17 protein-coding genes are annotated in these 19,997 nt (G+C 54.7%); 4 read left to right on the top strand and 13 right to left on the bottom strand.

Translation table 11 applies throughout. From position 1 onward, the window contains the following. Positions 1–11: 11 nt before the first annotated feature. The 9 genes from IPN69_03445 to blaOXA form a co-directional block, all read right to left on the bottom strand. The gene (locus tag IPN69_03445; protein MBK8809770.1) at positions 12–488 is read right to left on the bottom strand and encodes a hypothetical protein; all 477 of its coding nucleotides are present in this window, start codon (positions 486–488) and stop codon (positions 12–14) included. Between the two features lie 66 nt (positions 489–554). Continuing rightward, on the bottom strand, positions 555–1,247 hold the full coding sequence (locus tag IPN69_03440) for a hypothetical protein (protein MBK8809769.1): 693 nt from the start codon (positions 1,245–1,247) through the stop codon (positions 555–557). 24 nt (positions 1,248–1,271) lie between these two features. After that, positions 1,272–1,529 carry a transglycosylase SLT domain-containing protein gene (locus IPN69_03435; GenBank protein MBK8809768.1) on the bottom strand — a complete coding sequence of 86 codons (258 nt, stop codon included), beginning with the start codon at positions 1,527–1,529 and terminating at the stop codon, positions 1,272–1,274. A 643-nt stretch (positions 1,530–2,172) separates the two neighbouring features. After that, entirely contained in the window at positions 2,173–2,748 is a 576-nt protein-coding gene (locus IPN69_03430; protein ID MBK8809767.1) for a cob(I)yrinic acid a,c-diamide adenosyltransferase, read from the bottom strand. A 53-nt stretch (positions 2,749–2,801) separates the two neighbouring features. Continuing rightward, the gene (locus tag IPN69_03425) at positions 2,802–3,293 is read right to left on the bottom strand and encodes a DUF3592 domain-containing protein (protein MBK8809766.1); all 492 of its coding nucleotides are present in this window, start codon (positions 3,291–3,293) and stop codon (positions 2,802–2,804) included. A 91-nt stretch (positions 3,294–3,384) separates the two neighbouring features. After that, positions 3,385–6,531: a VWA domain-containing protein gene (locus IPN69_03420; GenBank protein MBK8809765.1), complete on the bottom strand. Its 3,147-nt coding sequence runs from the start codon at positions 6,529–6,531 to the stop codon at positions 3,385–3,387. Positions 6,532–6,661: 130 nt separating this feature from the next. Beyond that, positions 6,662–8,152: an FHA domain-containing protein gene (locus IPN69_03415; GenBank protein ID MBK8809764.1), complete on the bottom strand. Its 1,491-nt coding sequence runs from the start codon at positions 8,150–8,152 to the stop codon at positions 6,662–6,664. Beyond that, a complete protein-coding gene (locus tag IPN69_03410) occupies positions 8,152–8,376 on the bottom strand; it encodes a hypothetical protein (protein ID MBK8809763.1) in 225 nt (74 codons plus the stop codon). Before IPN69_03410 ends, IPN69_03415 begins: the two co-directional genes overlap by 1 nt. A 253-nt stretch (positions 8,377–8,629) precedes the next feature. Then, entirely contained in the window at positions 8,630–10,045 is a 1,416-nt protein-coding gene (gene blaOXA, locus IPN69_03405; protein ID MBK8809762.1) for a class D beta-lactamase, read from the bottom strand. A 49-nt stretch (positions 10,046–10,094) separates the two neighbouring features. Between blaOXA and IPN69_03400 the strand changes: the two genes are divergently transcribed. Beyond that, positions 10,095–10,232, top strand: a complete 138-nt coding sequence (locus tag IPN69_03400) for an alanyl-tRNA synthetase (GenBank protein MBK8809761.1) — start codon at positions 10,095–10,097, stop codon at positions 10,230–10,232. A gap of 228 nt (positions 10,233–10,460) precedes the next feature. Here the strand turns inward: IPN69_03400 and IPN69_03395 are convergent, their stop codons facing one another. The 4 genes from IPN69_03395 to IPN69_03380 form a co-directional block, all read right to left on the bottom strand. After that, complete coding sequence (locus tag IPN69_03395; GenBank protein MBK8809760.1) at positions 10,461–10,622, bottom strand: hypothetical protein; 162 nt, start codon at positions 10,620–10,622, stop codon at positions 10,461–10,463. Between the two features lie 12 nt (positions 10,623–10,634). Then, positions 10,635–11,693, bottom strand: a complete 1,059-nt coding sequence (locus tag IPN69_03390) for a hypothetical protein (protein ID MBK8809759.1) — start codon at positions 11,691–11,693, stop codon at positions 10,635–10,637. A gap of 210 nt (positions 11,694–11,903) precedes the next feature. Then, positions 11,904–12,086 (bottom strand): hypothetical protein, encoded by a 183-nt coding sequence (locus IPN69_03385; protein MBK8809758.1) that lies wholly within the window; start codon positions 12,084–12,086, stop codon positions 11,904–11,906. A gap of 42 nt (positions 12,087–12,128) precedes the next feature. Then, positions 12,129–12,530 carry a hypothetical protein gene (locus tag IPN69_03380; protein MBK8809757.1) on the bottom strand — a complete coding sequence of 134 codons (402 nt, stop codon included), beginning with the start codon at positions 12,528–12,530 and terminating at the stop codon, positions 12,129–12,131. A gap of 256 nt (positions 12,531–12,786) precedes the next feature. Between IPN69_03380 and ribA the strand changes: the two genes are divergently transcribed. The 3 genes from ribA (at position 12,787) to IPN69_03365 (ending at position 19,932) form a co-directional block, all read left to right on the top strand. Further along, positions 12,787–13,440 carry a GTP cyclohydrolase II gene (ribA, locus tag IPN69_03375; GenBank protein ID MBK8809756.1) on the top strand — a complete coding sequence of 218 codons (654 nt, stop codon included), beginning with the start codon at positions 12,787–12,789 and terminating at the stop codon, positions 13,438–13,440. Between the two features lie 169 nt (positions 13,441–13,609). Continuing rightward, positions 13,610–15,994: a DUF1906 domain-containing protein gene (locus IPN69_03370; protein ID MBK8809755.1), complete on the top strand. Its 2,385-nt coding sequence runs from the start codon at positions 13,610–13,612 to the stop codon at positions 15,992–15,994. A gap of 644 nt (positions 15,995–16,638) precedes the next feature. Further along, on the top strand, positions 16,639–19,932 hold the full coding sequence (locus tag IPN69_03365) for a TonB-dependent receptor (protein MBK8809754.1): 3,294 nt from the start codon (positions 16,639–16,641) through the stop codon (positions 19,930–19,932). The last annotated feature ends 65 nt before the right edge of the window (positions 19,933–19,997 follow it).

Here is a 19,997-nt window from a genome sequence, read left to right as displayed (position 1 = left end):
GGCGTATCGATTTACAAATTAACTGTTTTTACTCGGTCTCGTGAAAAAGCAATAATGTTAGCAATTTCAATAGTTAGCAACAAAAGCACAATGAAAAAGCAAAAGCGATCAAAAAGAATAGAATTGCGCAGTAGAATGTCATAATTACTCACGCTTAGAAAACGTTCCATTTTCAGTGAATACATTAGCCAGATTTGGTACACGATTATGCCCAATGAAGAAATGCAAACTAATGGCGAGATGATCTGATTCTTTAACATTTTTCCGAACACAAAAAGGATCAGAAAACATCCCATAAAATAGTATCGTTCTGCCAGAAAACTGTATGTAGTCGGCACACCACCGCTTAGCTTGATATCAGATTTTCCGTCAATTTGCTCAGCTAACGAATATCCTTGATCAAAACCTATACACTCACCATAGAATTTTACACAAAGCAATAAGATGATTGTTGCAAAGGAAATTGACAAGATTCTTCGTACTTTCATTTCTCGGTATCTCCGTCATCGTTCACTTTTCCCCGGATCATTGCATATTTCGCACCAAGATGAACACTATTTCGCGTGAACGTGAACGCTATTTCGCACGAAGGTGAAGGCACTGTTACTCTTGGGCCCTTCACGAAGTTCCTTGAGTATTCGCTTGTAATCAACGGCACGGACGTATCTGTACACCCCTTCCTCCAACCGATACATCCTGACGCTGAAATCCATTCCGAAATCGCTCTTTGCCCGACCGATATCCAGAAGCAATCGAGGACTTTGTGCCGCCAATTGGACATCCTCATCGGGGAGGAAGGCGAGCGTCCCAAAAACGGCAAGGTCGTCAGCGAAGACTCTCAACGTTCCGCTGGAAAAACTGAGAATACGAAGAGAGTCTGTCGAAGCGTATTCATTGTAACGGATCACAAGTTGTTCCGAGCCGTGTTCGATCGGAACGATAGCGGCCGAAACGAGCACGGTGAACGATTGATCATATACGGTGTTACCCTTCTCATCCGAAACGATGATCCGACCGTTCTGGCCCTCGTTCGGCGGGCTTAAGCGCATGACTTTGAAGTCATAATATCCTTGATTTTCGTCCGCTTTGTCAGTCGGCAAGAACCGGCCAGACCCAACAATATTGAGATCGGAATTTAGATTAGACTTTTGCGCCGGCGTCACAGGTGGAGGCTGCCGACAAGAAAGGGCAAATTCGATTGTTATCAGACAAAGCAATCCGATAAACTTGGTTTGACGATTGAACATTTGTCGATTCTCCTGGTCTAAGGTCTATTTCTTCAAAATTCTCTCACAAGCAAGCACTGAGTCGGCATAGAAAGTCCCTGATTTCGTTTGGGGTTTTCCGAGTCCGTACTTAAGAACCTCGCGGCGACCGCGGTTATACGCGGCAAGAGCCGCCCGAACAGCGTTGCGACCGGTGTATAGGGTATTCTTATCAGATTCAAACTGGTCTATCAGCGTCTGCAGATACCACGTTGCCAACGCAACATTCAGACCTTCGTAGTCTCGGACCTCCTCCTTCTTCAAGACTGTTCTGCCTCCCCGAAAAAACGGCGTAGAAATGAGTGCGCGCATAATCGTCTCCCTGACCACTAAGCCCCAAGTTCATTAACGTAAAGATCTTCGTTCAAAAACCAAAAAACGACCGATCGCACTGATCGCGATCCGCCGTTGTTTCGTTAAACCTATTTGCCGATTTTCCGTCGGCCGAGTGTGCCCTTGTTTGAGCATTACCACCTCGCGAAGTACTCTGCAATTGGCGAAACGCCCTTCTACTCAAGGCGTCAAATAACTCGGACCACCTCGATCCGGTCCCCTGGTTCCCCCTGTTTCGAGCCCGATTCCCCCAAATCGCGCTCCCGAAAGCACGCGGCTTGCGATTCTGTCGGAATTGCCAACATTTTGTTCCGCGTGATCTGGAAGCGTCAAATTCGATTTGATGATTGTGTTAGGCGCTTTTGATTAGCAGGGCTTATGTGTTTTGGATGGTTTGAGGTGAATCGCACGTTGGTTAAGTCGCGAACAAGTTAGATAGGATAAACGAATTCTTTCCGTGCGGCGGGATTGAAATCCAAACAAAATGGCGATTCAGGGCCGCCTGAAGGCGGAAATCCAAACAAAATGGCGATTCAGGGCCGCCTGAAGGCGGAACTCCAAACACGATCGCAAATCACCAGGCCCGCGACCACTTTGAGCCCTTGTGTTCGTCGTCGCGAAGCGAGGAATCGACGCCGGCGTTGAGTTCGAGCAAGCGGCCGATCAGCCAGAGGAGGTCCGAAAGGCGATTGAGATAGGTGATGATCTGCGTGTCGACGTTCTCGCCCGACTCGTGCATCCGAACGACGCAGCGCTCGGCGCGGCGGCAGATCGTCCGGGCGATGTCGTATGCAGCCGCCGATGAAACGTCGCCGGGAAGGCTCCAGTCCGACAATATCCCTTCCATCGACTCGATCCGGGTGACTTCCGCGGTCAGTTGATCGACCATTTCCGGCGTCACATAAGGCTTCGGCGCGTCTTCGAATTTTGGGTTCGCAACCGACCCGGCCACCAGAAAAAGTTCGCGCTGGATCGTCTTCGTCAGATCGTTGATCGCCGCATCGCCGCAGATCGAACGCGCAAAGCCCATCGCCGCGCCGAGTTCATCGATCGTCCCGTAAGTTTCGACCCGAAAGTCAGCCTTCGAAACGCGCTCGCCGCCAATCAGCGCCGTTTTGCCCTTGTCACCCGTTTTTGTCGCAATGCTCATAGGTTCCTACGTTAAAAGGTGGACAAGGGAATGTGCAAACGCTGATTTCCGATTCAGCGCCTTCCGAAGAATTCGACGACGGACGCGATCACCGCGGATCCGGCGGCCGCGATCGCGAACAGCGCCGATCCGAGCATGAATTTCCAGAATATCGTTCTAATGACGACCACCGACCGGTGAGGATCGGCCGGATCATAATGGACGGTGACGGGCGTTCCGGGCGGGAATCCCGCGATTCGGCGTTCCGCCTCCGGTCGACTGTAGCCGGAATTTGCCTGTCCGTGGAAGAAGTTCGAACTTTGGTACTCGTACCCGTTGGCTTGAAAGCGATACGTGATAAACGGGCGGCATCCGCGGCGGTGGGGAGTCAGGATCTCGCTCGCGACGACCGATCCGGATGCGGTCGGCCATTTGCGGCGACGATGGACGATCCACAGATCGGCGAACCCGCAAACTGCCAGTATCGCGGACGCAAGACCTAGCACGCCGGGAATCAGGATCCCGAACACGATCGTTCCGGCGCTTAATGATTGAAGAAGATCCATCGCAACGTCGCCTGAAGGCGGAACTCCTAACTCGCCGCCTGAGGGCGGAACTCCTAACTCGCCGCCTAAGGGCGGAACTCCAAACAAAGACCTAGCTCGTCAGTCGGCGGTAAATATTCGGCATACGCTCGGGCAAACTCAGAACATCGTCGATGATCGTGTAGCCGACGTCGCCGTAAAGATCGCGGAGTTCGGATTCGGATTCGCGGTCGATCGTGATGCAGAACGGCGTGATGCCCTGGATTTTAGCCTCCGTCAGCGCTTCGCGGACATCCTCGCGGGCGTATCGCGCGTCGCCGTAATCGTGGTCGTACGGTCGGCCGTCAGTGAGGATGATCAGAAGTTTTGTGCGCGATTCCTGGCGGACGAGCTTCGCCGCGGCGTGGCGGATCGCGGCGCCCATCCTTGTGTTGTTCTGAAATGTGATCCCGCCGATCCGGCGTTCGATCTCTTCCGAGTATTTCTCCGAAAAATCCTTGACGACATAGAATTTGACGTTTCGCCGACCCTCGCTCGTGAAACCGCTGATCGAATAGACGTCGCCGACCGCCTCGAGCGCTTCGCTCATCAGCACCAAACCTTCCTTTTCGATCTCGATGATGCGGCGTCCGGGGTGTGTGTACGGCTGCAGCGGATTGCGTGTGATCGTCCGCGCCGTCGATGACGATTGATCCAAAAGCAGCGAAACTGCGACATCCCTTTGTTTTCTAAGTCGTTTGGTGTAAATGTTCTCCGATTGCCGCCCGTCGGCGCGTTTGTCGACGACATAGTCGATCAATGCGTTCAGATCGTAATCCTCGCCGTCGATCTCACGGTTGATGCGCGTCAGATTCTCGGGCTTCATCAGCTGAAACTGGTGCCGGATCGATGAGATCACGCCGCGATAGCGCGAGCGCGCGAGTTCAACGAAATTGCGATCGCCCTGACGGACCTTCTTTTCGATGACGCGGCTCCAGCCGACGCGGTAATCCGAAAGGTCGCGATCCCATTCGTCGTAGCTGAAGGCGACGTCGCCGGCTTCGAGCGGTTGTTCGGGCATCTCGGATGAAGACCAAGCCTCGGCGCCCTGCAGATCGTCGGGCTCGTCGTCGTCGTCCTCGAGCGCGTTCCAGGCATTGAACAGATCCTTAATGTCCTGTGATTTCTTCTGCTTCCGTTCGCGCTCTACCTGACTTTCCAGCACCGATTCCTCCGCCGTTTTGTCGTCGTAGGCGAACTCGCCCTTTTCTTCGGTCTGCGATTCCTGCGATTGCGTCTCTTCAGGCGTGATGTTCTGAAAGAGCGTATAGACGCGCGAGGTGGCCATCAAACTGTCGGCGACATTGGGATTTCGGATTTGTGATTTCTGATTTCGGATTTGCAAGTCGGCCGCTTCCGACCAACGTGTCAGATATTTTTCGACGATCGTTTCGATCTCCGAGACGATCTGACCGTAAAACTGTCGCGCATCGTCGGTCGCGCCGCCGCAAAGCGTGATCTGGAACAAGAGTTCGAATGGGACCTGATTCATCGGAATGTCGAAAATGAACGGACGGCGCTGGCGCAGAAAATCGCGCATCAGGTCGAGGTCCTTGCGCAGACCGCGATATGACCGGCGCAACGACGCGTCGATGCGCGCGTTTTCCATCGTGCCGAAGATTTTGCGCGCCAGACGCGGTTCCGGGAAAACCTGCAGAACGGCGCGATAGTCGGAATCCTTCGGCAGTTTCTTGACGCGTTTCTTGACCTCCGCCCTGAGTTCGTCGTCGGACAAAGCCCGATCGCCCTTCTGCACGTCCTCGATGTAACCGGCGAGCGAGAAAGCGTCGGTTTGATCGGCGGTCGCCGCATATAGTTCGCCCAGTTCGGCGAACGCCGCTTTGAGCTGCTTGGTGTCCTTTTCGAAGGTGCCGAACTCGATCTGACCGGCGCCGTGTGCGGCGAGTACTTTGTACAGGCGGAAATCGAGATCTTCCGAGTCAAACTCGTTCACGTTCGCCGGAAGATAGATCGTTTTGCCGTCGCCGATCCTTGATTCCTGCGGCATCGCCGAAAGCGGCGCAACCTCGATCTGTTTGCCGGTCAGGCCTTCGACATAGATACGCAACACGGTTTGAACAGCGTCGAGCGGCAAACCTTCCTGCGCTTCCTGAAGCAGTTCGTTCGACTGCCGCGTTTCGAGCGCGAAATAGCTCTTGCGCGCTTTGGCCGATGCGTTTTCTTTCTCGGCGAGGCCGGTTTCGATCCATTCCTCAAACTGATCGAGCGAAACCTTTTTGAGCGCTCCGGCTGATGAACGGAATGCGGCGAGCGCGCTTTCGGCGTCTTTTTCGGCAATTTCGGCGACGAGTTTGAGGACTTTGCCGGCGACCGTGACAATCTCGTCGTGTTTCTTGAGTGACGCAAGTTGGACGAAAAACCGCGGTGTCGCCCGCAGGAAAGAGATCAGGATCGCGTTTCCGTGTTTTGCGACACGCTCGAGCGCGTCTCGCCAGACATCGAAGACCTCAGCGGCCTTCTCAAGCACGATTCCTCCGGCGCCGACGAAATGCAGCGTTACGCTCCCGCCGAAGTCGAGAAATCTGATCGCTGCGTTCATCAAACGCACGGCGTTCTCAACCGAGACGCGATTCAGCGCTTCGGGCAGGCTCGTCCAAAGATCCGCCGTCATCCCGCCCGTGCGCCCGGCGAAGTTCATCGCGAGAGCGACCGCAGATTCAGCCGCCGAATCATTTGGAAATCGCTTCAGCGCTTTGGCGACGTTCGGAGTCGCACGCAGAAAGTCGGCGCTGTGTTTTGCCGACCGGTTGGCGATCTCCGATGCGAGGCGCAGAATGTCGGTGAAAAGCCGTTCGTCGTCAACTTCCTTGGCGAGCCGCGGAATGAGTTCGAAGGTTTCGAGCGAGATCGAGCTCGAAAGCACGAGTTGGCGGACACAGATCTGAAAAACCAGAGGCCGCGCTTCGGGCGCGACATATTTTAACCCTGCGACGCCCGAGTCAAAGAACTTAACTCCGAGATCGGAGCTGCCCATCGCCAGTCTCCGTCCCATTTCGGCCCATTCGCGCAGATCTCCGGCGCTGAGGATTTTCGCCGCCTTGGGAACGGCCTCGACGAACTGGCGGCTGACGCGCAGCGAAACGCCGGCGAGCGCGGCGCTCGATTCAAGCGCCGCGCGCTTTTGCTCGCTCGTCAAACGGCTTAGTTTGCGCGCCAGGACCGTCAGGTTCTTTTTACGGTGACTTTCGTGTTCGGCCATTGACTCAAGTTTAGGGAGTTAGCGGGAGGACGTAAAGCCGCCTACGATTTGAGTAGTTTTCCCGACTGGCGCGGCTCGTCCAGCCGGGATTGAATGCCTGATCGACGCGGCGTGGATTCTGATCGGCCGATCACGGCGCGACGCCGTCGTAATAGATGAAGATGTGCCAACAGGCATTCGTACCATATTCGATCAGCGCGTCGAGTTTTCTCGCGCGTTCCATTTCGGCGAGTTTTTCCATTACGAAGTTCTGTTCGTCGACGGTCATATGCTTGCGCGCAAGGTCGAACGCGCAGCCCGACGTATGCGGGGGAAGCGAATTGGCATCGCGGACCTTGAAGGAGTTCGCGTTGGTCTTGTTGAGACTGATCTGGTAGTCCATCGAACGCGTCAGGCTGGTAACCCGAAGCGGGCGGTTGTATTTCTCGTAATAGGCTCGCGCGACCTCCTCAAGTACGGGTTTCGCGCCTTTGTTGAACATTCTTAGGAGACGCATCCGGATCTGTTTGCGATCGGTCGGGTTGTCGAGGCTTACTCCGTATTTCGAAGCGAGGCTGATGAGGGGCTGAAACTTCGCGGATCCTGACTGGATCGGAACGTCGCCGGTCTCAAAACTGAACGAAGTGAACGGCTCGGTTGTCGCGCTTCCGCCGACTTCGAGGTAGAAACTGTCGGTCGCCATCGGCATTTCGATCAGTTCGCGCGCAAGCCGCTTTTGTGCGAGATCCGAGAAATCGAGCGGTTGGCGATAGCCTGTGCTCTTCATCTGCGCCAGTTTCAATTTTTGCTTAACGACTCCGTCGCCGCGAAGCTCTGCCGGAACTTTCAATCCGGGCGGCGATATTCCGGTCACTCCGCTACGAGCTTCGAACGATTTTGCCTTGCGGTTCGCAAGAAACGCGGCGGTAACTTCAAGATATTTCTCGTCGCCCGAGGCATCCGTCTCGGAAACCTTTACGTCCTGCAGCGTTTTGAGGTCGAGTTCTTTTTCCTCGACTTCCCACGAAGCGATCAGGTCGTCGAGATCGTCGGGGTCTTCGCCCCCAAGCGGATCGGTCACGCGGATCGGGATCAGCAATCCTTCGGGCTGCGGCGGCAGATTGCGGCCGCCATTCGATTCGCCGATGTTCGTGTTGTTGACGATCACGAGCGCGATCGCCCCGAGCGCAACGATCACCACCGACAGTCCGATCGCCGCGATCAGCATCGTCTGATTTTGGATTTCGGATTTCTGCTTCTTGATTTGCGATTTTTTGGCGACGGGCGACGGTGTTGTTGCCACCGGAGCGGTCGCGGGCGCGGACGTAGTTGGTCGGGCCGACGACGTTTCAAACTCGACGCGGATCGTCGTACCGTTGCCGAGTTTTACCTCGTCGCCGTTCTTTACGATCTTCGGCGCGCCGACAAGTCTCTCGCCGTTCAGAATCGTTCCGTTGGTCGAATTCTCGTCAACGACGAGCACGTCGTCGCCGTCGCGGAAAAACGTCGTGTTTTTGCGCGACAGTCCGGCGTCGTCGATAACGACACTCGAAGCGTCAGTTCGTCCGATCGAAACCTCGTTCTCGACTTCAACGGTCTTGGTTTCGTACGGTCCGCGAATGTTCAGTAGGACACGCGACATTAATGATGGTGATTGTCGGCGACTTCACGGATCTTCGAAATGTCCATCATTTTCGAAAAAACGTCGAAATGAAACATCGAATCGTCCTTGCAGTAATCGCAGAAGAACGATGCCTCTTCGCCCAGATACATATCTTTCAAATGATAAGCCACAAAACATCCGAAACAGCGCTGGACGCGCTTTCCGAATTCCAGTAATGCTTCTTCCTCCGTATGCTCGCTCATGTTTTGGGATTCTACCACAACTCGGAACTGAGAACGGAGAAGTGAGAACTGAGAAGTGAGAACTGAGAATTGAGAACGGAGAACGGAGAACGGAGAAGTGAGAACGGAGAGCGGAGAACGATTGGAGCGCAAGCGTCCCCGCTTGCAATGAGCGCGGAGCGCGAACGGCGTCCGGTAAAAGAGCGCAATAAGTTCAACGGCCTTACGGCGTTTTACGCCGTTGCAAGCGGGGACGCTTGCGCTCCAATCGTTCTCAGTTCTCAATGATCCCCATACTTTTGAGAATCGCCCGCGTGATCTCTTTGCGCTTCGGAGCGTCGGCGTCGGACTTGATGTCGAGTTCGGTCGCGAAGAAATAGGCGTTGCCGGCGCGCTCGACGTAGCCGACCCACCAGCCGACCTGCGGAGTGTACGCATCGGCCCATCCGGTTTTTGCGCGGAGCGTGTAGTTTGCCGTCTTTTCCTCGATCATAATGTCTTTCACGATATTGATGACCTGCGGCGAAAAGGGAAGTCGGTTGCGGTGAAAATTCACCAGAAAATCGATTTGCTGGCGCGGCGTGATCCGCAGGTCGCCTTTGACCCAATACGGATCGCCGAAGCCTTCAGTACTTCGATTTCCGTATTTCGCGGCGTCATAGTATCGCTGCATCGCGTCTTTCGTAAGCCGGCGCGAAACATCGAGATAGAACCACACGGCCGAGGCCTTGAACGCGGTGCGAAGGTTCTGATCGCGGTTCCAGGCCTCGATGCGATGAACGGTTCCGTCCCATTTCAACGTTTCGTTCTCATCTTTGATGGCGCCCGAATCGAGAAAGATCAACGAGTGTATGATCTTTGACGTCGACGCCGGGATGAACTCGGTGTCGAGGCGTTTCCTGTCGTAGACCGTGAGCTTGTTTTGATTCAGGTCGTAAACATAGGTTCCGCCGGTGACGCCGGCATCGTCAAAGAACTTTTTCCAACTCTTTTCGACCCTGACCGATGGCGGTTTCGGCTTGCGGTCGAGCGAGCCGGCGTCATCGAACGAAATGTCGTAGATCGAGTATGACTGCCAGTCCTTGTAGTCGAAATGCCACCATTCGTCGGAGTTGACCGTGAATCCTTCGACCTCCATCGAACGGCGCAAAAGATCGCGGTTTCGGCGTTCCTCGTCGGTTCCGCCTTTGAAGTCGGGTGACGAGCGTTCGTTGAATTCGTCGAATTCCGAGGGCATCGGAACCAGTTTTCCCGTTTTTCGATCGTAAAGTGTGAGGTCGACCGCACAGCCGCGATTGTGGCGCGATCCGGTCTTTGGATTTGCGACGTATTTGCGCTGATCGGCCGGCGTGACCTCCCAAAAGAGTTTCGTTACCGACCACGGACGATAGCCGTCGAAGATGGCAAGTCCGAGGCCCTGTTTTTTGAGTTGTTTATGAACGCGAACAAGCGCTTCCGCAGCCGGGCGCTGCAAAAAGGCGCGCGCCTCGGAATAGACGACCTTTCCGACGAAGTTGTCCGTCCGGGCGTAGCGAATATCGAGTTTGATGGATCTATCGAGCTTGACGAGTTCGAGCAAATCAGCCTCACGTTTGTCTTGTTTCGGCGCGGTGATCTGCGCCGCGACGGCAGTTGAGATGAGGATAAGACAAAAGCCCGCAACGGTAAATCGAAGAAAGATCTTTTTCATATCGAGAAAGAAATTGAAAAGAATTCAGGAAAGGTCTATTTTGAATGAGATGAACGAGAAGCCGCAAGATGAAAAAGCCGATGTAGCGACCTGGCTCAAGCGCGTCGGCGTGATCGGTTTTCTGTTCTTCTTGATCAAGGGCCTGCTCTGGCTTATCGTCCCGGCGTTGATCTATTACTTCTACTGATATCGGATTCGGGATTTGGGAGATTCCGGATTCCAGAAATTCCAGATTCCAGAAATTCCAAATTCCGGATATTCCAGATTCCAGAAATTCCAGATTCGGGAGCTTTGAAAAACCCACGGGTTCTTTGTATTCGGGGCCGGGACGAGTCAGTACCATCTGCGGTAGCGGATGGTTGAAGATAGGTTGGCATCAATACTTCGGTCCGGGAGTGCCGCAACCAACCATCCGCTACCGCAGATGGTACCGACTCGACGCGATTGCAATGCGATTCGGGATTTCCAGTCTGGAACCCTTGGAATTCTGGAATCTTGAATTCGGATCTGGAATCTTGGAATCTCGAACCTTGGAATTTGGAATCCCAATTCCCAAATCCCAAATCCCAAACCCCAAATCCCAGATCCCTCATGGGTTTTTCACTTCTTCTTCGTCGCCGTCGAGAATGCGAACTTCCGAACCATATTTCTGATAACCCTTGAAGCGGATCAGGTTTCTGGTCTCGAAAACCTGCTTGCTTTCGCGAAACGTCAGACGGACATCGGAAACGGATGGCAGCAGATAATCGAGATCGTTGATCTTGACCCATTCGTAATCGATGATCCGGCGCGCGGCGCGAATCGGGAATGTCTCCGGGATCTCGGTCGCATCGCTTTCGATCTTCAAAACACGAAAGTTCTCGCGATCGATCCAGACCTTTCCCTTCATTCCGGTAATCGTCGAGTCGGTGATCGTTCCGGCGGCGATGAGCGCCTGTTGGGCCTTGTCGCGTTCGATCGAGAAATCGAAAACAACGGCCTTGCGCAGGCGGATCAGATCGGTGTCGGCGACCGTGAATTCAGTTTCGCTTTCGGGTTTGAAGATCTTCGAAAGGACGGTCACGAACTCCCCGGTCGAACTCGTCCCGCCAACTTCCTCGTAGCTGCCTTTCGCCTGCGGATTCTCTTGAATCACGCCGTTGCGCGAGAGAAGTTTGTACTCCTCCCTTCCGTCGGCGCGATAGCTCACGGCGACGACAAGCCGGTCAAGATTGCGGAAATTGTTGGTCCCGGCGTAGGCGGCCGAACGCTGGATCTGCTGTTTGACGACAAAGTCGGGCATTTCCTCAAGCGCGAGAAGCGCGGCCTCGCGCGCTTTTCCGAGAATCGTGTCGGATTCTTCCTTCGAAGGCAGTTTGGCCGCGTCGGGATTCGCTTTTCGGCGCGCGGCTTCCTCGAGCGCCCGTTTGAGTTCGGCGTTGTTGCGGCTCTTCGACGTCGTCAGTCCGCGGATGCCGTCCGTGATCTCAAACCCGATCCCGCGCCGCCGAAGTTCGGCGATGAGTTCGTCAGCCATCGAAGGTGATTTTTGAATCTCGTAAAGACGTTTGACGTATTCCGCCTGCGTCAAAGGCTTTTCGGGCAACGTTTGCGCAGCAACCGCACCGACGACGAATAACAGAAGAATGACGAAAGTTAAGTATTTCATTATATAAAAAGATAAAGATGCCTTAACAACGATCGCAGTTTGCCGCGACAATCTCCAGCTTCCAGGAAATTCCAGATTCGGGAGCTTTGAAAAACCCACGGGTTCTTGGTATTCGGGGCCGGGACGAGTCAGTACCATCTGCGGTAGCGGATGGTTGAAGATCGGTTGGCATCAATACTTCGGTCCGGGAGTGCCGCAACCAACCATCCGCTACCGCAGATGGTACCGACTCGACGCGATTGAAACGCGATTCGGGATTCCCAGTCCGGAATCTCTGGAATCTGGAATCCGGAATCTCTGGAATCCGGATTCCGGAATCCTTGGAATCTGACACGAAAAGAGCGGAGAAATACTGGTTCTCCGCTCTTTCGTTATCGTTGGGACGAAGTTCAAATCGAGGATCAGATCCGAAGTCCACAATCCTCTGTCGGAAACCTAGTTGACCCACTCTTCTTCGTAGTTCAATTGCCAGTGCCTGGTGACCCAGGTCTCGGCGGCGGTCATCACGATCGACTTCCACTTCTTGACGTTGTCCAGGATCGAAAGTGCTGCAAGCGGTTGGCTCGGATCGCGTTCGACACGGATAACTTCCGTCGGGACTTCAATGATCGCTTCTTCGTTTTCGAAGATCCGCAATTGAACTTCGCTTCCGACCGGCGGCAAAAACTCGAGACTCACGAGAGTGCTTGTTTCGCCGACGTTTTCGGTAACTCCGTTGACGTTGACCGTTTCTCCGCTTTCTTTATCAACCCAGCTGGCCTGAACCGCAAGGTTCGCCATAATGCGCTGATTGAACGGAGATTTGATTGCTGTTTCAGTAATATGTAAATTTGCCATAATTTATATCCCCCTTTCTCTTGTACTCGTCATCGAAAGATCTCCGTGATCTCTCAAATTCGCGTTTAATCTAAACCATATTTACAAAAAAGTCAAGTATAGAAAATTCGCTCAAACCGTTCAATGTGAAATTTCTCACAAATTTAATACTTTTATCACGCCTTGTAGATTTTTAAGTTTCAAAACTTGACATCGTTTTGTGGAAATGTTTAGCTTAAATCGCTCAAACCGCTCATCGACAGAGGAGATTTGAACTATGATCACCGACTTGTTAAAAGAATGCGCTCCGGAAATTCCACTTTTCTCAAACGCTCGAACCATAGAAAAGGTTGCGGAAGCTAAACTTCCGACCGAATTCGGTGATTTTCGCATCGCCGGTTATCGTTCGCTTATCAGTAAGGAAGAGTTTGTCTGCGTTTACAAAGGAGAAATCAGCGAACGCATTCCGGCGTTGGTCCGGATCCACTCGCAGTGCCTGACCGGGGATGTTTTTCATTCGACGAAGTGCGATTGCGGGCCGCAACTCCAAAGGGCAATGGAAATGATCGGACGCGAAGGGCGCGGGGCGATCGTTTATCAGCATCAGGAAGGCCGCGGCATCGGCATCATCAACAAGATTCGGGCGTACGCCCTTCAGGACGAAGGCGCCGACACGATCGAGGCGAACGAACAACTGGGACTCGGTGTCGATCTTCGCGAATACGGCCAGTGCGTCGAGATCCTCCGTGATCTTGGTCTCCGCCGCGTGCGCGTAATGTCGAACAACCCCGAAAAGCTTCAGGCGATGCGCGACGGCGGCCTGGTGATCGAAGAGCGTGTCCCGATCGAGTTCCGTCCCTCGAAAAACACCATCAAATATCTGACGACAAAGAAATTGCAGATGGGGCATTTGCTTCAGCTTGTGAGTTAGCCGCCTCTTGGGAGTTATTCAGTCGTCCGGAACGATCGATTGCGGGTCGTTCCGGACTTTTTTGTCTTTGCATTGGACTCTCGCCATTAACCATTCTCCTGCGCTATAATTTCCGCGATTCACATAAGAAGTTTTGATCGATATTTTTCCGGTTTCCGTTGAGGTGAAAATGAAAAGAAGACTGCTCGTCGCGTTATCCTTCTGTTGTTTCCTTCCATTTTGCGTACTCGCGCAATCCGACGATCCGTTCAGGAAGTTGATGATCGGCGGTGGTCTGCAGCAGCCGGCAAGATCCAAAGCGGCCCGCCCATCGGCGCAGATCAGGGATGTCGAGGTTTTCGGGAGATCCTCCGGCGTCGTTTCGACGGGCGATGCAGTCCTTCGTTCCGACGACAACGGACGGAACTGGCAGGAAATCGCCGTTCCGCGCTCGGATTCTGAAATCGTCGCGGGAATTTACTTTCGCGCCGAATCGGGCCGCGTCGTTCTTGCCGATCAGCGGTATCCGGGACTCAAGATCGCCTTGACCTTGGACGGCGGGAACAGCTGGGAAACCAATCCGATCGAACTGCTGCCCGAGCACATCGCGGAAGCAAGTCTCGACCGCGTCGAATTCGTCTCCGACAGTGTCTTGAGAATTCGTCTTGCGTCGAGTTCGAACTTTGTCCGCGAGGCCCTTTACCGGTCCGACGATCAGGGCCGGAACTGGCGATTCGTCGAAGAGTTGATGAAACTTAACTCGGATCTCGAAACTCCCGCCGTCTTCAACGGTGAAGCGATAACCGACGAGTCCGCGTTTGGCGAAAATCGATGGATCGTGACTCAGAACGGGCGCTGCGAAGGCTTCAAAATCGGCTGTTGGCAGGAAACGAAACTTTTCGGATCGGAGAATGAGATTACGCCCGCCCTTATCAAAGAACGAGTACGGCTTGAAAAGGCGAATGCGAAACTCGAGGTGCAAAACTCGGTCTTTGCTATGCCACCGGGCGGAAATACGCGGATCAGCCTCAACCGCGGCTTCGACAAATGCACCGCCGCAACCAGCGCGCAGATGCAGATCTGGTGGGACAACTCTTATTTCTTCGACGCCAATATCTATATGTCGGGTCGCAACCGCGGATGTTCGCAACCGCAACTGACCGCGGCGTGGGTAACTGCCGTAGCGGCGCAGGGCTGGGGCCTGATACCGACGGTCGTTGGCTACCAATCGCCGTGTTCGGTCAGCACGACGAGCGTCAAACACAGTTCGGATCCCGCTACCGCCGAAACACAGGGGCGCGGTGAAGCCGATATTGCGGTAACGGACGCGATCAATCTTGGTCTGACGGCCGGCTCGATCCTTTATTACGATATGGAGCGCTACGACGACGTCAGCGGAACCGGCGCGTGCTCGACGCCAACCAAGGCGTTTCTCAAAGGCTGGACCGACCGCGTCAAGGAACTCGGCTTCAAATCCGGCGTTTACGGTTCGCCGACGAACGCCGTCGGCGATTGGCTGAGCATTCCCGAAGCGAGCCGGATGGATGCCGTGTGGCTCGCGCGCTGGGACAACGTGATGTCCGTCTGGACGTACAACGCGCCGTCGCCGGTCGTTCCGGAATCGGCTTGGGGAAACCACCAGCGCATCAAGCAGTGGCAAGCGCCGCATAACGAGACGTGGGGCGGCGTGACTTTCAATATCGACGGCAATATCGCCGACGGTCCGGTCGCCTCGAATGCGATCGTGAAGAACCGCCGCGCGGATTTCGACGGCGACGGTAAGAGCGACATTTCCGTCTGGCGGCCGTCAAACGGCGTCTGGTATGTCGCCAACAGCGCGGCTCCGACATACTACATTCAAACCTTCGGAATTCCGACCGACGTCATCGCGCCGGGCGATTATGACGGTGACGGAAAGACCGATCTCGCGGTCTGGCGACCCGACACCGGCGTCTGGCATCTCTACTCCAGAACGATCTATACGGCCTACCAGTTCGGCGCCGTCGGCGACATTCCGGTTCCGGCCGACTACGATGGCGACGGCCGCACCGATATCGCCGTCTTCCGGCCTTCGACCGGCGTTTGGTACGTCAAAAACAGTCTCGATAGCCGCGGAACGTCGTTTATGATCCAACAGTTCGGTCTGACCGGCGACAAACCGGTTCCCGACGACTTCGACGGCGACGGCAAGGCCGATCTTGCGGTTTGGCGTCCCGATTCGGGCGTCTGGCATCTGCTCCGCAGCACCGACGGCTATACGGCGATCCAGTTCGGACTGCCGGGCGATCAGCCGGTACAGGCCGATTTTGACGGCGACGGCAAATCGGACCTCGGAATTTATCGCGCCGGCGTTTGGTATCTCTACCGAACCCAAGCGGGCGTCACGTCGCTTCAATTCGGCCTTTCCGACGATGTTCCGGCGACCGGTGATTTCGACGGCGACGGCAAGTATGACGTCGCCGTGTTCCGACCGTCGACGGGTGTCTGGTATATGAACCGCAGCCAGGCCGGTTTTGCGGCGACGCAGTTCGGAATCTCGGGTGACGAACCGGTCGAGGCCGGATACACGCCGTAACCGCGGCGACATTTTGCGCTCATCGTGCTTTGCACGCGGACCTGTTGCGAACAGTTACGCATGTTACACACGCTTGGGAACTCGGGCGTCCTGCCACCACGTTCCGCTCCGCTTAACGTGGTGCTATCGCAAGTTCGCGTGCTCGGCACGCTTGAGGAAGAAGATTCAGTTCTCAAGCGGCTTTTTCCGACTGCCTCCTGGGATGAGATATGTGGAAAAAGCTCCTTCGGCACCTATGATGGCTCAATCATTCGACTGACACGCGGATTGATTTCGTTTAACGTGAGATCGAAAGCTTCACAAATTCTTAACGCTCCGTTAACGCCGACATAACGTTCAGAGTGAAGAATCAAGCTTAAGGTATTCAATTTGCTTGATATACTCCGCGACGAATAGAGTCTGCATGTTCGCAGTTACCGCTTTATCAGCGGGTTGTAACGTTGAACGTGTGTTAAATCAATAATTAAAGGTTTTGGACGACGCAGTTGTTGAAGTTTGGCAGTCTTTTGACAGAAGTTTTTGGCTTGAAAAATCCAAAAAACAGTATCGAAAAATCCAAATTTCAAGATAGATTCGTACGTCCGAACCAAATCACGCAATTTTGCTCTATCGATTTTTCGAATTTACGAGGTTAAATAAAACTAATGACTAAAAACTTTTCAACGAAATTTTTAGCCGTGGCCTTTTCTCTGCTCCTCAGCGTTGTGTCGGTTTTCGCACAATCGCAGGGCAGCACGGGCAGCATCACCGGGATCGTCTCCGATTCGACCGGTGCCGTTGTTCCGAACGCTACGGTTACCTTGACCAGTCAGGGTACAAATCAAACGCAAACGACCACCACGAGCGGCGACGGCATCTACAAGTTCGTCCTGCTCCAGCCGGGCAAATACTCGGTCAAGACCACCGCATCTAGCTTTGCGGATCAGACGCTTGACGTCGAAGTACAGGTCGGCCGAACGACCGACGCGAATTTTACGCTCGGCGCGAGCGGCGTTTCGGCGCAGGTCGAAGTCACGGCTGAAGGCGTCCAGGCGACGACCAGCAACTTTGACGCGGTCCAGAATGAAACGGCGATCCAGAATTTGCCGATCAACGGCCGCCGCTTTCAGGATTTCGTCACGCTGACGCCGACCGCCCAGGTCGACCCGTCGCGCGGTCAGATCACCCTTTCGGGACAGCGCGGAATCAACACCAACATCAACGTTGACGGTGTCGATTACAACCAGCCGTTCTTCGGCGGTGTCCGCGGCGGCGAACGTTCGAACTCGGCGTTCACCATCCCGCAGGAATCGATCCGCGAATTCCAGGTCGTCGCGGCCGGTTATTCGGCTGAATTCGGTCGTTCGTCGGGCGGTATCGTCAACGCGGTCACGAAAGCCGGCGACAACAACCTGCGTGGAACATTGTTTTATTTGCTTCGTCCCGAGCAGTTCGCGAAAGCCAACAAGTTTGCGGATGCGCTCTATGAGCAACGCCTGAGCCAGATCACCGTCAACGGCGTCACCGGTGTCGACGCGACACTCGCGCCGACCCAGCATCAGTTCGGCGGATCGATCGGCGGCCCGATCGTCAAGGACAAGCTCTTCTTCTTCGGTTCGTACGAACAACAGCGCTTCCGCGCGCCGCGTCAGGTTCTCTACGGAAACCTCGTCGGCGTCGTGCCGACCGTTTCGCAGACCGAAGCGTTCAACTTCTACCGCTCAAACGAAGTTCCGTTCCAGCAAACAAACGACGCGTATGCCGCGCTTGGCCGTATCGACTGGAACATCAACGATTCGAACCGCCTCAACGTTCGCTACAGCTACAGCAACAACAATGCCAAGAACGCTGTCTCGACCGGAGAAACGGCCCTCGACCCGACGACCACCAACTCGCTTTCGACCAACGGAACCGAAAAGAACAACAACAACATCATCGTCGCGCAGCTTGTTACCAACTTCGCGCCGACCGTGGTCAACGAATTCAAATTCCAGTGGGCCCGTGAAGAACGCCCGCGCATCCCGAATGCGATCGCCGCCAACATCAACACGGCCGTCGGTGTTTACGGAACGCGCAACTTCCTGCCGACGACCCAGTTCGACAAGCGATTGCAGTTCGTCGACTCGATGACCTGGATCTCGGGTAACCACACCGTCAAATTCGGCGGTGAGTTCAGCAACATCTACGCCAGCCAGGAATTCGGCTTCAACCAGACGGGTGTTTACACTTTTTCGGGTTTGACGAGCACGACCGGTATTCTCGACGCGGTCGGCACGACCCGCACGGCGTCGTTCCTTGGCCGTTTCGATACGACCACGGCTCGTTACAATCAGCAGATCGGTAACCTCCAGGCCGCGTATTCGGTTCGCGAACTGGCATTCTTCGCTCAGGATTCGTGGCGCGTGTCGTCGAAATTGACGCTCAACTACGGACTCCGTTTTGAAAAACAGTTCAATCCGTCGGCCGAAGCGAACAACACGCCGGTCATCGATTTGATCAAGAACACTCCGCTTCCGCTGTTCGGCGGCAAGACGATTGACCCGACCCAGATTCCGGACAGTCAGAATCAGTGGGGACCGCGCGTCGGTTTCGCGTATGATCCGAAGGGAGACGGCAAAACGGTCATTCGCGGTTTCGCCGGCGTCTATTATGCCCGCACACCGCTGCTCGTTCTTGCCGGACCGTTCAACAATTTCCGTAACCCGGCCGGCGACCTTTCGGTCACCATCGGTTCGACGGCGTTCAGTTCGACCGGTTTCAACCAGGCAGCGTTCGATGCCGCCAACCCGCAGTATGTGGCGATCGTCGGCGGAACCGGATTCGCTCCGAACACCGTTTATCGTCAATTCGCGATTCTCGGCATCAACCTGAACAACATTGGTCTCGGCGCTTTGCCGACGCTTACGGCGACGCAGATGTCGACGATCGCGACGGCGATGCGTAACGCTACGACCAATCCGCCGGTCAATCTCGGTAATTTCCAGAATGCGAATTTCACCGGTATTATGCCGGACTTCAAGAACCCGATGTCGTTCCAGTTTGGCGGCGGTATCGAGCGTCAGATCGCCAACGGCGTGACCGTCGGCATCGACTACTCGCAGGTCAATACCGTGTTCCTGCAGCGCAACCGCGACATCAATCTTCCGAATCCGACCGGAATCGAACCGCAGACGGGACGCGTCCTGGTGAACCGCAACTCGCGTCCGATGCAGAGTCTCGGAACGGTTCAACTTCGTGATTCGTCGGCGCGTTCGCTTTACAAAGCGCTGACGTTCCGCATCAACGCGAACCGCAAGATGACGGAAAAGATCAACGTTCGTATGAACGCGTTCTACACGCTTTCGAAGAGCTTGTCGGACGACGACAACGAACGCGATGCGGGCGGTGTTCTTTATTCGAACCCGTACGATCTGACCGGCGAGTATTATCTTGCGCGCAACGATCGCCGCCATCAGTTTGTCGCGAACCCGATCGTCTTCCTGCCGTGGGGCTTCGAAGTCGCGAGCACGGTCCGCTTGCGCTCGGGAACGCCGGTCAACTCGACTGTCGGAACCGACGTCAACGGTGACGGAAACAACACCGAGCGTCCGATTCTCGTTCCGGGATTCGAGATCAAGCGTAACCAGTTCCGCAACCGCAACATCTACGACGTTGATTTGCGTGTTCAGAAGGGTTTCAGCTTCGGCGAACGCCGCCGTCTTGTTTTGAGTACGGAGTTTTTCAACGTATTCAACTTCTCAAATATCCAGTTGACCGCTTTCGGATCGACCAACTATTGCGCGACTTCGAACGCTCGCTGCGGATTGGACGGAATCACGAATCCGAACTTCCTTCAGGTTCGCGAACAGCGCACGACCGCGACGGTTAACGGTCAGCCGAGCTTCGGCAAGATCCTCGTCAACAACAATCCGGGAAGCCAGGTCTTCCAGATGCAGTTTGGCGCACGTCTTCAGTTTTAGTTTTTCCTAAAAAGAAAGACCTTCAACGGCTCGTCTCCTCGTGGGGCGAGCCATTTTTATTGGGG

It is taken from the genome of Acidobacteriota bacterium, assembly GCA_016715115.1.
Classification (GTDB): Bacteria; Acidobacteriota; Blastocatellia; order Pyrinomonadales; family Pyrinomonadaceae; genus JAFDVJ01.
Note: the sequence above shows the minus strand (reverse complement) of the source record. Positions and strands in the feature narration are given on the sequence as shown.

Coding starts and splice junctions, on each gene's coding strand:
- IPN69_03445 (MBK8809770.1), bottom strand. CDS start 488: ATGAAAGTACGAAGAATCTTGTCAATTTCCTTTGCAACAATCATCTTA.
- IPN69_03440 (MBK8809769.1), bottom strand. CDS start 1,247: ATGTTCAATCGTCAAACCAAGTTTATCGGATTGCTTTGTCTGATAACA.
- IPN69_03430 (MBK8809767.1), bottom strand. CDS start 2,748: ATGAGCATTGCGACAAAAACGGGTGACAAGGGCAAAACGGCGCTGATT.
- IPN69_03425 (MBK8809766.1), bottom strand. CDS start 3,293: ATGGATCTTCTTCAATCATTAAGCGCCGGAACGATCGTGTTCGGGATC.
- IPN69_03420 (MBK8809765.1), bottom strand. CDS start 6,531: ATGGCCGAACACGAAAGTCACCGTAAAAAGAACCTGACGGTCCTGGCG.
- IPN69_03415 (MBK8809764.1), bottom strand. CDS start 8,152: ATGTCGCGTGTCCTACTGAACATTCGCGGACCGTACGAAACCAAGACC.
- IPN69_03410 (MBK8809763.1), bottom strand. CDS start 8,376: ATGAGCGAGCATACGGAGGAAGAAGCATTACTGGAATTCGGAAAGCGC.
- blaOXA (MBK8809762.1), bottom strand. CDS start 10,045: ATGAAAAAGATCTTTCTTCGATTTACCGTTGCGGGCTTTTGTCTTATC.
- IPN69_03400 (MBK8809761.1), top strand. CDS start 10,095: ATGAACGAGAAGCCGCAAGATGAAAAAGCCGATGTAGCGACCTGGCTC.
- IPN69_03390 (MBK8809759.1), bottom strand. CDS start 11,693: ATGAAATACTTAACTTTCGTCATTCTTCTGTTATTCGTCGTCGGTGCG.
- IPN69_03380 (MBK8809757.1), bottom strand. CDS start 12,530: ATGGCAAATTTACATATTACTGAAACAGCAATCAAATCTCCGTTCAAT.
- ribA (MBK8809756.1), top strand. CDS start 12,787: ATGATCACCGACTTGTTAAAAGAATGCGCTCCGGAAATTCCACTTTTC.
- IPN69_03370 (MBK8809755.1), top strand. CDS start 13,610: ATGAAAAGAAGACTGCTCGTCGCGTTATCCTTCTGTTGTTTCCTTCCA.
- IPN69_03365 (MBK8809754.1), top strand. CDS start 16,639: ATGACTAAAAACTTTTCAACGAAATTTTTAGCCGTGGCCTTTTCTCTG.